A 14036-nucleotide genomic window follows, 5' to 3' on the forward strand; every position below is an offset into this window, starting at 1 on the left:
CTGCTTTTGACTGCGCCGCCTTGTTTAGCGCTGCGCCGTCATCAGCAGAGAAGCGAGATTATGTACTGCTGTTTTCTCGCTGTCAACTGTTTTTTAACTTTCGTTCGCTGAACTTTTCGCCACCGCCAGACTCGCCGGCAACCCGTCGTGTTCAGCAACAGGTGAGCCAGCAACTATAGTCAACTCGCGCCGTCAGCGCAAGCTGGAAGGCATTGAGCGTTCTATTCAAAGGCACGACGAAGCGTTTTGTTTCTTTTCCGCAACGCGCGAAGGCTCGTGTCGAGCCTCGCATCCGCTTAATCAGAAGGCTGCTCTCAGATCCGTTGAGACGATGTGCATACGCGGCGATACACGAGCCTCGAACTGACTCGCGTCCCGTCTTATTGGATAAGACGGCGCTCAACCGGGACTTGGCTTTCGTGTAAGTAGGGCACTTCAGCACCTGCCTGACTTCTTCCGAGACCGCGATGTTCCGCTTCATCCACGCCGCCGATCTTCACCTGGACTCTCCTTTACGCGGATTGAACCGCTATTCAGGCGCACCGACAGAGAGGCTACGAGCAGCGAGTCGCGAGGCCTTCCATCGATTGGTGGATATGGCCATCAACAGCCGTATCGACTTTCTTGTTCTGGCTGGCGATCTGTACGACGGCGATTGGATCGACTTCCAGTCCGGCTTGTATTTGCGCAGTGAACTCGCGCGATTGATCAAATCCGGCATATCCAGCTACATCGTCAAGGGCAATCACGACGCGCGTAGCGTTATTTCCCGTGAATTACCCTTGCCAGAAGGTGTGCACGAGTTCGACTCACGAAAAGCACAGACACTGCTGCATCCGTCACTGCCGGTGGCCATTCACGGCCGCAGCTTTGCCGATCGTGCGATGGCCGAGGATCTGGTGCCGAGCTATCCGGCCCCTCGGCCCGGTCTGTTCAATATCGGTGTGCTGCACACGAGTTTGGCCGGCGATGCCAATCACGACACCTACGCCCCCACGACCGTGCAGGCTCTGCGCCAGCATGGTTACCAGTATTGGGCGCTCGGTCATATTCATCAGCACGCGCGTGTGAGCGACGACCCTTGGATCGTCTACCCGGGCAATCTGCAGGGGCGCCATGCGCGCGAGACCGGGCCGAAGGGCTGCGAGCTAGTGACGGTGACGGACGACTTCAGCGTTTCCAGCGACTTCGTCGAGCTGGATGTGGTGCGTTGGACAGTAGTGAACGTCGAACTGACCAGCCGATCCGATGCCGCCCACGCAGATCAAGGCCTGACGGGCGACGATCTGCGTGACGATCTCACCGTCGCGCGCAACCGGATCCGTGATGCGCTCGAAGCCACGATTGCCTCCGCGCCGGATCGGCTGCATGCAGTCCGACTGCACCTGGAGGGGCAGACGACACTCGCCATCGAGGAGGCGCGCATGCCCGGCACGCTGGCAGCCACCGCCCGCGCAGCTGCCCAGGACGTGAACAATGGCGAGGTCTGGGTTGAACGGGTCGAACTCGCGCTGCGCGCCCCCTTCGACCGCGCGGCCGAGGCGCGCCGTGACGACGCCGTCGGCGAACTGGTCCGCGCCATCGACCGCAGCGCCGGTGATTCGACCGAGCTCGACAGGCTCCTCGCCCCGTTGATCGAAACCTTGATCGACAAGTCCATCCCGTCCGGCCTCCTGACCGAGGCCGAGCGCGCTGCCTTCCGCGACCCGTCGTTCTGGCGCGAACTGCTGCTCGAAGCCGAGGACACCTTGCTCGCCCGCCTGGGCAACGAGGTGAAGGCATGAAGTTACGCAGCCTGCATCTGCTTGCCTTCGGGCCCTTCACTCGTCGGACGCTGGACTTCGGTCCACGCGGCACAGGCGTGCATCTCGTGACCGGCGCGAACGAGGCCGGGAAGTCGTCCGCGTTGCGGGCGATGGGCGACCTGCGCTTCGGCATCCATGCCCAGAGCCGCGACGATTTCGTGCATGACTACAAGTCGATGCGCATCGCGGGCGTGTTCGATGGCTCTGACGGCAAACCGCTGGCGCTGCTGCGCCGAAAGGGCAACAAGGCGACGCTCCAGCTCGCCGATCCGGTCACGCTCGAAGCCTTGCCCGATCTGGCCGTGCCACCCGAAGTCGAACGCGCGCTCGGCGCGGGACTGACGCGGACGGAATTCGAACAGCTGTTCGGCCTGGACCACGCACGCCTGCGGGCGGGCGGACGTCAGCTGCTCGCCGGCGAGGCCGAGGTCGGCGCCGCGCTATTCGACGCGAGCGCAGGCAGTGTCAGTGGCGTACGCAAGTTGATCGAGGCACTCGACGCCGACGCCAAGCGCCACTTCAATCCCCACGGCCGTGCCGAGACCGCCACGATAAATGCCGCGCTCAAGGCCTGGGATGCCGCGCGCAAGGCAGTCAGGGAAGCCACCGTCAAGCCTGCCGAATGGAGTCGGCTCGATGCCGCCGCCCGCGCGGCTGAAGTCAGGCGACAGGCTGCTGCCGAGGACTCCGGCCGGGCACGAGAGGAACAGACCGCAGCCGAACTGCTCAAGCTGTTGATTCCGCAGCTGGCCGAGTTCGACGCCTGCGAACGCGCCCTCGCCGACCTGATCGATGCGCCCCGCCTCGCACCCGAGGCAACCGCGCGCCGCATGGCGGCCGAAGCCGGCCTTGCCGCCGCCGAGGCCACGATGCGCCAGGCTGCGTCCGATCTCGCGGAAGCCGAGGCCTTGCGCGCTACGCTCGATCCCGATGCCAACGTGCTCGCCCATGCCGAGCCGATCGAGCGACTGGCTGCCGCCGCCGCGCGCGCCAGCGCCTACCGGCTCGACCTGCGCCGCTTCGCCGGCAATGCCGACGATGCCGCGCAACGCCTTGCGCTTGCCGCCACGCGGATCGCGCCCGGTCTGGCAACTGACGTCGTGGTCGCCGCGTTGCCGTCGGACCGCGACGCACGCGCCCTGCAGGATCACGCGGCCGACGCCCTGCGCCTCACCGAACGACTCGGCGAGGCCGGCGCCGGTGCCGAGCAGCTGCACGAGCGGATCGCCGCCCTTGCGCCCATCGTCCTGCCCGACCTCGTCGCACTCGATGCGCTCGGAGCCGCCCTGGCCAATCTGCTCGACAGACAACAAGCAAGCACGCGCGCCGCGCCGCGACGGGACGCCCTCGCCTGCCACCGCGCCGAACTGGCCGCGTTGCTTCGCGAGCTCACCGCGACCGACACCGCGCTCACCGCCACCGATTCCGACCCGCTCGCCATGCTCACCGCGCTCGCACTTGCCCGCCCGCTACCGCGCGCCCGGTTAGCCGAGCTGAGGGACAGCCGTGCCGCCCGCGATGCCGAGCGCCGCGCCTTGCTCGACCGCATCACCAAGCTCGACACCGATCTCGCAGCCCTGCGCATCGAGGAAGCCAGCCTGCTCGCCACCGGCCAGCCCGTCACCGAAGCTAGCCGCAACGCCGCCCGCGCCGAGCGCGACCGGTTGTGGCTCGAACTGCGCCAACAGCATCTGCTGCCCGGCCGCGCCCCTGACGCCGATGCACTGCGACTCGCGGACCGCTATTTCATGCTGATGGTTGAAGCCGATCGCCAAGCCGATGCGCTGCACGCCGACGCCACCCGCGCGACCCGACTCGCCACCTGCCTGCTGCGGATCCGCCAGATCGAAGCGGCGCGTGCCGACCTCGCGCGCGACCAGGCCGCACACGATGACGCCGACCGCATCGCGCGAGCCGACTGGCAAGCTGCCCGCGCCGCCGCACATCTCCCCGATCTCGACTTTGACGCCCTGGCCGAATGGCAGACCGGCGTCGCCCGCGCGCTCACCCTCGGCGCGGACATCGCGCGTGAGCAGGCAGCGCTCGACATGCTCGATGCCGACGCACGCAGCGCCGGCGAGAACCTCGCCAGCCTGCTCGGCCACCCGCCGCAGACCGATACCGCCCGCCTCGCCGCCGAAGCCCGGCAGCGCCTGCAAGCCGCCGAGGATCTCGCGCGTCAGCACGAGCGCCGCGAGGCCGAACTCGCTGGCCTGCGCCAGCAGCTCGAGCGTCTCGAAGGTCAGATCGCCGCCGACACCGACCGGCTGGACCGCCACCGCGCACACCTGTCCGGCTGGTACACCCGGCTGCTGCTGCCCGCCGACGCCACGCCCGCCGACATCGCACCGCGCCTCGATGAACTGGCGCGTGTCGTCGCGCTCGACCAGAAGCATCGCGACGCCAAGCTCACCCTGCGCGAGCGTCAGGTCGAACTCGACCAGCTCGCCCAGGAGGTGGAACAGCTCGCCCGACGCCTCGATGCCCGCCCGCCACATCGGCCCGCGCCGCCCGCCGACGGATCGACCTCGCCGGACGACGTGCCGGCGCCGCCCGGCGCGTCCATTGACCGCGCCGCCGACCAAGACCCCGTCGATCGTGCCAATGGCTTCGCCCGCCGGCTCGCGGTCGCGCGCGATACCGTCGGCCGCGCCGCTACGCTGGACGAGCAGATCGGCCAGGCCCGTCGCGCCCGGGATCGCGCCCTCGCCGATGCCGACGCCGCGCGCGCCACGCTCGCCGTGCTCTGCGCCGCCGCCGGTTGCAGCGATCCCGCCGACTTGCCCGCGCTCGAAGACCGGGCCGCGCGCCGCCGCGATGCAGAGGCGGCCCTCGCGCGCGCCCGCGCAGACCTCGACCGCAGCGCCCCCGGCCTCACGCCGGACGCCGTGCGCGAACGCATCGCCGGCCTCGACCTCGCCGCACTCGACACGAAGCTGCAAGCCCTTGCAGCGGCCACCGAGCATGCCGAGGCCGAGCATGTGCGCGCCATCCAGGCCGCGCGCGACGCAACTCACGCGCTCCAGGCCATCGATGCCAGCGACCGCGCCGCACGCGAACGAGAAGCCATGGAACACGAAGCAGCCCGCGTGCGCGACGCCGTCCGGCCCTGGCTGCGGCTCAAGCTCGCCCACGGACTGCTCTCGCGCGCGATGGACAGCTTCCGTGAACGTGCCCAGGCGCCGATGGTCGCGGCCGCATCGGCCTACTTCTCGATCATGACCGGCGGCAAGTACGTCCGCCTCGTCGTCGACGAGATCGACGAGCGCCCCGCACTCGTGGCAGAGACCGCCGGAGGCACCCGCATCCCGCCCGACGCGATGAGCGAAGGCACAGCCGATCAGCTCTATCTCGCGCTGCGGCTGGCGGCGCTCGACCTGCGCACCGAGCAGGACATGCCGCTCGTGCTCGACGATGTGCTCATGACCTCCGATGACGGTCGCGCCGCCCGCATCCTCGACGCGCTCAGCCGCTTCGCGCGGCGCCGGCAGGTGCTGGTGTTCAGCCATCACGACCATCTGGCCGCGATCGCCCGCGGACTGGCGCCGGCGGACGGCGCGGCGCCGATCTCGCTGCTCAGGCTGGATTGAAAGCGCTTGCAGCCGGCGTGCCGGCCGTCCGGGACGCCGGTGCCGGCGGCCAGCCCTGAACCTGCACCGTCCGCGTCGGAAACGCAAAGGCGATGCCCTCGGCGCGGAAGCTTTCGAGGATGGCCAGGTTGATCGCCTGCTGGATGTCCATGTAGGCGTTGAAGTCCGGACTCAGCACGTAATAGACGATCTCGAACTCCAGCGCCGACTCGCCGATCGCCGAGAAATGCGCGCGATCCAGCCTCACGTTCTGGCGCCCGCCCACGATGTCGCGCAGCAGATGCGCCGCGCGCTCCACCTTGGCCGGCTCGGTGTCGAAGACCACACCGAGCTTGAACACCACGCGCCGTTCGAGCATGCGCTTGTAGTTGCGGATGCGGCTCTTCAGCAGGTCGGCGTTGCCGACCACGATCTGCTCGCCGCTCAGGCTCGCGAGCCGCGTCGTCTTGATGCCGATCTGCTGCACCGATCCGAGGTAGTCGTCCACCGCAATGAAGTCGCCGATGACGAAGGGCTTGTCGATGCTGATCGACAGCGAGGCGAACAGGTCGCCGAGGATGTTCTGCACCGCCAGCGCGATCGCGATGCCACCCACGCCCAGGCCGGCCACGAGCGCCGTGATGTTCACGCCCAGGTTGTCGAGGATGAGCAACAGGAACATCGACCACAGCAGCACCCGACCCAGGAAGCCGATCAGCGCCGACGACACGCCGCCGCCGGGCTGGGCGCGCTGGCGCTCGTCATAGCCGTGCAACCACTGGCGCAGCGCCGCGTTGGCCCAGAGCGCGGCCTGGAGGATGAGCACCGTCACCGCCACGCGGCCAAACACGGTGCGCGCGGTCGGACTGAGTTCGAGGTACTGCACGCCCACCATCAGGCCGACGATGAGCACGAAGGGAAAGCGCGTGCCGCGCAGCACGGCCACGAGCGCGTCGTCCCAGTGCGTGGCGGTGTGCTCGGCGAAGCGCGCGAGCCGGCGCAGCAGCAGTCCGCCGACGAGATAGATCACGAGCATCACGCCGAGCGCGATGGCGCCCGCGAGCGCGAAATCCATCCAGTCGTTGCTGGCGAGGAGGTCCCTCATGCCGTCATCTCCTTCCTGTTGCGGGAAGGAGATGGTCGGCTGCCGCGCCCTGCCCGGCGCAGCCGCCTTACCCGCGTTTACCGTGGGCGGGGCTCGGGCAAGGTCTTGTTGCGGATCAGTCGAACAGGCGGCGCGCGCGCGGCGAACCCGGTTCGATGCCGCTGTCGCGCAGGCGCTGGTAGAGCGGCGCGAGCTGCACTTCGATGCCGGCGAGCGCCGCATCGGTGACGGGACGGCGGTTGTCGTCGACCAGCTCGGCGCCGAGCCGGGCACCGACCGCGCGCGCCACGTCGATCATCGTCGCGAAGGGCTTGGCCACCTCGGGCGCGCGCGGCACGTCGAGCACGCAGGTCAGCACGCCGCTGGCCGCCTCGGGCGGCGCGCCCGCAAGCGACACGAGCCGGCCCTGACCATCGAGCGCATGCATGCTGAACAGCTCGTCATGCACGCCCTCGATGTAGAGCAGCCGACCGTCCGGCCGCACCGAGAAGCCGGCCTCGGTCGCCACGCGCAGGATGTCCAGTGCGGGCCAGGGGCCGCCGGTACTCACGAGGTTGACGCCGATCTGCGCATCGACCGCCGCGCATTGCTGGTCGAGGTCGCGCGCATGGGCCAGGACGTCGGCCATGTCCGGCAGTTCGATGTGGGCTTCGAGCGCGTGGCCGATGTTGTTGATGGCGGTCGCGAACTCGCTGAACTCGACCGCCGTGAGCGGCCCGCCGCGATTGGCGAGCAGCACGCCGCAATGCACGCCGCTGTAGGGCTGGCCGGCGCGCGGCAGTTCGAGCGCATGGCTCTCGGCATGCGTGGCGCCGACGCGCACGGATTTCGTGCCGGCGCGCAGTCCGTCGAAGGACGCGGCAAGGCGCGAGCCATCGATGGGCGCGTCGAAGCTCAGGCTCACGATGGCCTCGACCTCGTCGTCGAACTCGACCGCCTCGGGCTCCTCGACCGGCACCAGCACGCTGTCGACGAAGGGCTCGGGCGCCTCGGGCACGTCGATGCTCGGCTCGATGCGCGCCTCGCGCGGCGAGGTAGGCGTGAGCAGCGCATCGGCGGTCTGGCCGAAGGCTTCGCGCGCCTGCTTCATCGCACGCCATTCGACCCACTTGTTGTAGGCCACGACGGCCACCACGACGACGGCACCGCCCGCGGCAAGCCAGATTTGCAAGTCAGTCATATGCCTTCTTCTCGTTCTCAGGCGGCGGCCGCTTCGGCCCCGGCCATGCGGGCCGCCGCTTCGATGTCGACCGCGACGATGCGCGACACACCCTGCTCCTGCATCGTCACGCCGATGAGCTGCTCGGCCATCTCCATGGCGATCTTGTTGTGGGAGATGAACAGGAACTGGGTGACGCTCGACATCTTCTTGACCATGTTCGCGTAGCGCTCGGTGTTCGCGTCGTCGAGCGGAGCGTCCACTTCGTCGAGCAGGCAGAACGGGGCCGGGTTGAGCTGGAAGATGGCGAAGACCAGCGCGATCGCGGTGAGGGCCTTTTCGCCACCCGACAGCAGGTGGATGGTGGAGTTGCGCTTGCCCGGCGGCTGGGCCATGACCTGCACGCCGGCGTCGAGGATTTCCTCGCCGGTCATGATCAGGCGCGCCTCGCCGCCGCCGAACAGCTCGGGAAAGAGTCGCCCGAAATGCTTGTTCACGTCATCGAAGGTGCCTTTCAGCAACGACCGGGTTTCCTGGTCGATCTTGCGGATGGCGTCTTCGAGCGTGGTGATGGCCTCGTTGAGGTCGGTCTGCTGGGCGTCGAGGAAGGTCTTGCGCTCCTCGGCGGCCTTGAGTTCGTCGAGCGCAGCGAGGTTGACCGCGCCGAGCGCCGCGATCTGGCCTTGCAGCCGCGTGATGTCGCCCTGCATCACGGCGGGTTTCCAGTCGGCGTCAGGCGCGTCGAGCTTCGCGCCGAGCGCGGCCTCGTCGGCCTGGGCTTCGGTCAGCTGCGTGCCGTACTGCTCGACGTTGAGCCGCGCCGCCTGCTCCTTGAGCTGAAGCTCCATGATCTTGGCGCGCGCCGGGTCGAGCTGGCGCTCGATGCGGTTGCGCTCGTCCTCGCCGGCGCGCAATTGCGCGGCCAGCGCGTCGCGCTCGGCACGCTGCTCGGCAAGGCGGTCATCCGCGTCGGCGCGGCGCGCAAGGGCTTCCTGCAAGGCGTCGTGCGCGGTGTCGTCGGCGATGGCGGCGAGTTCGAGTTCGAGCGAGGCGCGCTGCTTCGCGGCGAGTTCGGCCTGCTGGGCGGCGAGCGCGACATTGCGCACGAGTTCCTCGATGCGGGCGCGCTGCTGGCGCGCGGCGAAGCGCGCTTCCTGCGACTGGCGCTCCTGGTCGCGCAGCGCGTTGCGCGCGTCGGCCAGCTTCGCCTCGCGCGCTTCCTGCGCGAGCTGCTCGTCCTCGTGCCTGCCCTGGGCTTCGGCCAGGCGCTCGTCGAGCTGCTCGAAGGCTTCCTGCGAGGCTTCGAGCGCGGCCTGCTGCTCGTCCTGCTGGGCGACGATTTCTTCCAGCTCGCCTTCGATGCGCGTCGAGCGCTGCTCGTAGTCGCGCTGGGCCTGCTGGAGCTTGAGCACTTCGAGCTGGAGCTGATGTGCGTCGCGCGTGAGCGTCTGGCTCTTCTGGCGCAGGTCGGCGGCGTGCTGGTTGGCGGCGGTGAGCGCGGCCTCGGCACGCGCGACATTGGCGCGCGCCTCCTCGGCGATCATCGTCTGGGCGCGCGATTCCTTGGTCAGATCGTCGATCTCATGCTGGCGCGCGAGCATGCCGGCTTGCTCGTCGTCCGCCGCATGAAAGGCGATGCTCGCGCGGCCGACCGCATGGCCCGCGCGCGTCACGAAGATGCCGCCGAGAGGCAGCTTTTCGCGCGCCGCGAGCGCATCGTCGATCGACTCGGCCGCGAACACGTCAGCCAGCCATTCGGCCAGCAGCGCGCGCAGCGCCGGATCGGTCACGCGCACCAGCGCCAGCAGCGGCCTGAAACCAGCCGGCGACTCGCCCGCCGACGCGATATGCCCGGCCATGTGGAAGGTCAGCTTGGCCGGCGGCGGATCGGCCGTGAAAGCCTTTGCACGCGCGATGTCGCCGACCTCGATCGCGGCCACCTTCTCGCGCAACGCCGCTTCGAGCGCGGTTTCCCAGCCGGCGTCGATGCCGATGCGCTGCCACAGCCGGGGCATGTCGGCGAGGCCGTGCTTGCGCAGCCACGGCTCCAGCTTGCCGCGATGCTGGACGTCGTTCTGCAGCTTGCGCAGCGCGGCGAGACGGGCCTCGACCTGGTGCTGCTTCTGGCTCTCGGCGCCGGCGCTGCGTTGCGCCTCGGCGCGTGCCTGCTCGGCGGCGGGCACGGCGGCCTGGGCGTCGTCGAGCTGGGCGGCGAGTTCTTCCTGCCGCGCTTCGAGCATCGCGAGCTGTTCGCTGCCACGTTCGAGCCGGTCGGCGTCGGGCTTCTGCAGGCCGCGCGCTTCCTGATCGAGCCGTTCGCGCCGCGCGGCGAGCTGTTGCAGCGACTGGCTCAAGCTGCGCTGGCGCGCGCTTTCGAGCTGGATCTGCTGCTGCACGCCCATGGCCTCGGCACGCAGATCGCCCACGCGCTGCTGGCCGTCGCGCACCGCGTCTTCGAGCGCGGGCAGGTTCTCGCCGGCGATCGCTGCGCGCTCTTCGGTTTCGGCGGCGCGGGCGTCGAGTTCCTCGGCCTGCTCTCGCGCGGTGTCGAGCTGTTCGGACAGCGTCTCGCGCTGCTCGGCCCATTGCCGCACCTGCGCCGCGAGCGTCGCGATCTGCTGCCGCAACCGCGTGCGCGACTCGCCGACGAAGCGGATTTCCGCCTCCAGCTTCGACACCTCGCTCGCCACCTGGAGCAGCTCGCCCTGGGCCTGCTCGACGCGATGCGTGGCGTCGTATTCCGACTGCCGCAGCTTCTCGACCCGCGCCTCGACAGCGCGCAACTCGGCGGTCTGGGCATCGAGCGTGATCTGCGCCTGCTCGATCTCGCGCATGCAGCGCGCCCGGAGCGTCTCGGCCTCGCGCCGGCGCAGCAGCCAGAGCAGCTTCTGCTTTTCGTCGGCCTCGGCGCTCATGCGCTTGAACTTCTCGGCCACCGCCGCCTGGCCTTGCAGCTTCTCGACGTTGACCGTCAGCTCGCGAAGGATGTCCTCCACGCGCAGCAGGTTCTCGCGCGTGTCGTGCAGGCGGTTCTCGGTCTCGCGGCGGCGCTCCTTGTACTTGGACACGCCGGCCGCCTCTTCGAGGAACACGCGCAGTTCGTCGGGCTTGGCCTCGATGATCCGGCTGATCATCCCCTGGCCGATGATGGCGTAGGCCCGTGGCCCGAGACCCGTGCCGAGGAAGATGTCCTGGATGTCGCGTCGGCGCACCGCCTGGTTGTTGATGTAGTAGGTGCTGGTGCCGTCGCGCGTGAGGGTGCGCTTGACGCTGATTTCGGCGTACTGGCTCCACTGGCCGCCCGCCTTGCCCTCGGCGTTGTCGAACACCAGTTCAACCGATGCCCGCCCCGCTGGCTTGCGGTGGGTGGAGCCGTTGAAGATCACGTCCTGCATCGACTCACCGCGCAGCTCGCTGGCCTTGCTCTCGCCGAGCACCCAGCGCGTGGCATCGATGATGTTCGACTTGCCGCAACCGTTCGGCCCCACCACGCCCACGAGCTGGCCGGGAACCTGGAAGGAAGTCGGATCGACGAAGGACTTGAAGCCCGAGAGCTTGATCTGGGTGAGACGCACGCTTTGCTGTATTCGCTCGGAGGATGGGAACCGGCGGCTGGGCCCTTGCGGCCTGCGCGGTGACGCCACGAATCAGGGCTACGGCATGCGGCCCGCCTGGGCGGAGGGCCGCGAAAGGCCGCCGCCAGAGCCGGGCGATCATAGCACTCGCTCCGGGGGCCTCCCGAGGGCGGATGCTAGGATCGCCGACCCGCCGGCGCCTGCCGCTGCATGGCCGGCAACCGTTCATCCACGAGCCAGAACCGCTCGTCACCCATGCCCTAGTGGCGTCGTATTCCAGCCATGTCGACCAAGCCGTCCAAGGAACTTCCCGTCTTCCCCAACCCGAATGCGGAGCGGGACTACCACATCCACATGGAGATCCCGGAGTTCACCTGCCTGTGCCCCCTCACGGGCCAGCCCGACTTCGCGCACTTCACGCTCGACATCATTCCCGACAAGAAGTGCATCGAGCTGAAGGGTCTCAAGCTCTACATGTGGAGCTACCGCAACGAAGGCGCCTTCCACGAGAAGGTGACCAACACCATCCTCGACGACATCGTCGAAGCCATCAATCCGCGCTTCATCCGCGTGACGGCCAAGTGGTACGTGCGCGGCGGCATCTACACCAACGTGGTGGTCGAGCACCGCAAGAAGGGCTGGAAGCCGGCGCCGCGCGTCGACCTCGCGAGCTTCGAGCCCGAAAGCCCGCTGCGCGGCTGAGCCCCGGAATCGCCCGGACAGCGGACGTTCCGCGATCCGGGAAAGTTGAACATTCCGGGCCGGATGCGGCCCGGACGCCGCTGTCAGAATGCGCGGCGCGGACAGTTCCATCCGCGAGCCCCCAGACAAGAGCATCCGACAGCGAGACCTGACCGCATGACGCCCGACACGCGACTGCCCAGGTTCTTGCACGCCCTGCGCCGACGGCTCGCGCTCGCGCTCCTGATCGGTATCGTCCAGCCCGCGCCGGCCAGCGACAACGCCATCCGCGATCTGCTCGACCGTGCCGACAACGCCCTGCGCTCCGACGCCGATGTCGCGCGCGGCCTCGCGCTCGAAGCGCTCGGCAAGCTCGACGCCGCGCCCGATGCCGACCTCGAACTCCGAGCCCGCGTCGTGCTCTGCGACGCCCTCATCGAAACCGACGCGGCCGGCGCCGAACGCCAGCTCGCCGCCGGCCGCGCGGCGCTCAAGGCCGCCACCAGCCGCGCCTACGAAGCCGACCTGCTCAACTGCGAAGGTGAGCTGCGCTCGATCGCCGGCGACACGCCGGCCGCGCTGCGCCTGTTCGAACGCGCGCTCGCCATCGCCGAGCGCAATGACCGCCCCGATGCCGCCGCCGAAAGCCTGCTGCGTCGCGGCGAGTTGCGCAGCCGCAACGGCGACCTCGCCGCCGCGATGGGCGATCTGCGGCGCTCGCTGCTGCTGTTCGACTCGGTCGGCCGGCAGAGCGCCGCCGGCGATGCGCTCAATAGCATCGCCAACCTCTACAGCCGGCTCGGCGACGACACCGAAGCCGCCGCCGCCTACGAGAACCTGTTGCGCCGGCTGGACCCCGACAAGAGCCTGCGCGACTACGCGGTCATCGTCCACAACCTCGGCCGGGTCAAGGAAGCCGCCGGCGACTGGCCGGCCGCCCGGCGCGAATACGAACTCGCGCTCGACCTGAGCCGGCGCGTCGGCAACAGCCGCATCGTCGGCTACGCGCTGCGCGGCCTGGCCGCCGTGCGCCTCGCCGACCACCAGCCGGACAGCGCGCTCGATTTGCTCGACGAAGCCGCCGCCCAGCTGCGCAAGGCGCCCGACAACTGGCTCGACGCCCAGATCCTGTTGCAGCGCGGCCTCGTGCTCCAGGCGCTGCACCGGCCCGCCGAGGCGCTCACCGCGCTTGAAGCCGCCACGGTCGAGCTTGAACGCTCGGGCGCGCTGTTCCCGCGCGCCACCGCCCACATGGCACGGGCCCAGATCCATGCCGAGCTGGCCCAGTGGCAGGCCGCCTACGAGAACACGCTGCGCGCCAAGGCCATCACCGAGAACGTGCTGCGCAGCCAGATCGACCAGCGCTACGCGATCCTCAAGGTGGAACACGACACCGCATCGCGCGAGCACGAAAACGCGCTGCTGCTGCGCGAGCGCGCCGCGATCGAGAACTCGCTCCAGCAGGAGCGTCGCGCCAACCGCTTCAAGCTGGTGGCGATCGTGCTCACCGGCATCCTTGCCGCGACGCTCGGCACGATCCTGCTGCGGCTGCGCCGCTCGGCCGCGCGCATGCAGCTGCTGGCGATGACCGACGAACTCACCGGCCTGCCCAACCGCCGCGCCGTGCTTGAAAGGCTCGACCGCATCCTCGGCAAGCCGTCCGACAAGCCCTGCTCGGTGCTGATCGCCGACATCGACCACTTCAAGCTCATCAACGACGGCTGGGGCCATCTGGTGGGCGACGAAGTGCTCAAGACGCTGGCGCTGCTGCTGCGCTCGGGCGTGCGCGAGCCGATGGCGCTCGGCCGCCTGGGGGGTGAGGAGTTTCTCGTCGTGCTGCCCGAGACCGGGCTCGCGGCCGCGCACCAGGTGGCCGAACGACTGCGCCTGCAGGTGGCCGCGCTCGACACGCGCGGCCTGTGCGACGACCGTCAGCTCACGATGAGCATCGGCGTCGCCGTCGGCCTGCCGGGTCGCTGCTCGGCCAGCGAGCTGCTGAGCGAGGCCGATACCGCGCTCTACGTGGCCAAGGCGGCGGGCCGCAACCGTGTCCACCCTTCGCCGGCGCCGACCACGCCCGAACCGATGGCCACGCCCGGCTGAAGCCTGAACCGACGGCCAGGCCAGCCTCGCTGCTCTGCC

7 protein-coding genes are annotated in these 14036 nt (G+C 69.2%); 4 read left to right on the forward strand and 3 right to left on the reverse strand.

Going from position 1 to position 14036, the window contains the following annotated elements:
- Positions 1–467: 467 nt before the first annotated feature.
- Positions 468–1784: a metallophosphoesterase family protein gene (locus H566_RS26030; RefSeq protein ID WP_034412152.1), complete on the forward strand. Its 1317-nt coding sequence runs from the start codon at positions 468–470 to the stop codon at positions 1782–1784.
- Complete coding sequence (locus tag H566_RS0117540) at positions 1781–5395, forward strand: ATP-binding protein (RefSeq protein ID WP_084545250.1); 3615 nt, start codon at positions 1781–1783, stop codon at positions 5393–5395. The genes H566_RS26030 and H566_RS0117540 overlap by 4 nt, the downstream gene beginning before the upstream one ends.
- On the opposite strand, the gene H566_RS0117545 is transcribed toward H566_RS0117540, so the two are convergent.
- The 3 genes from H566_RS0117545 to smc all read right to left on the reverse strand — a co-directional run bounded on the left by H566_RS0117545 (position 5382) and on the right by smc (position 11213).
- Positions 5382–6479 (reverse strand): mechanosensitive ion channel family protein, encoded by a 1098-nt coding sequence (locus tag H566_RS0117545; protein WP_028312461.1) that lies wholly within the window; start codon positions 6477–6479, stop codon positions 5382–5384. The two genes, H566_RS0117540 and H566_RS0117545, sit on opposite strands and share 14 nt — an antisense overlap.
- 115 nt (positions 6480–6594) lie before the next feature.
- Complete coding sequence (locus H566_RS26035) at positions 6595–7659, reverse strand: cell division protein ZipA C-terminal FtsZ-binding domain-containing protein (protein WP_051378932.1); 1065 nt, start codon at positions 7657–7659, stop codon at positions 6595–6597.
- Positions 7660–7676: 17 nt separating this feature from the next.
- Entirely contained in the window at positions 7677–11213 is a 3537-nt protein-coding gene (gene smc / locus H566_RS0117555; protein ID WP_028312462.1) for a chromosome segregation protein SMC, read from the reverse strand.
- 282 nt (positions 11214–11495) lie between these two features.
- On the opposite strand from smc, the gene queF reads away from it, so the two are divergent.
- Together queF and H566_RS0117565 are read left to right on the forward strand one after the other, a co-directional pair.
- Positions 11496–11915, forward strand: coding sequence for a preQ(1) synthase (gene queF / locus H566_RS0117560; RefSeq protein ID WP_028312463.1), 420 nt, complete (start codon positions 11496–11498; stop codon positions 11913–11915).
- Between the two features lie 156 nt (positions 11916–12071).
- Positions 12072–13997 carry a diguanylate cyclase gene (locus tag H566_RS0117565; RefSeq protein ID WP_028312464.1) on the forward strand — a complete coding sequence of 642 codons (1926 nt, stop codon included), beginning with the start codon at positions 12072–12074 and terminating at the stop codon, positions 13995–13997.
- Positions 13998–14036 lie beyond the last annotated feature (39 nt).

This window comes from Derxia gummosa DSM 723, from assembly GCF_000482785.1.
Taxonomy (GTDB): domain Bacteria; phylum Pseudomonadota; class Gammaproteobacteria; order Burkholderiales; family Burkholderiaceae_E; genus Derxia; species Derxia gummosa.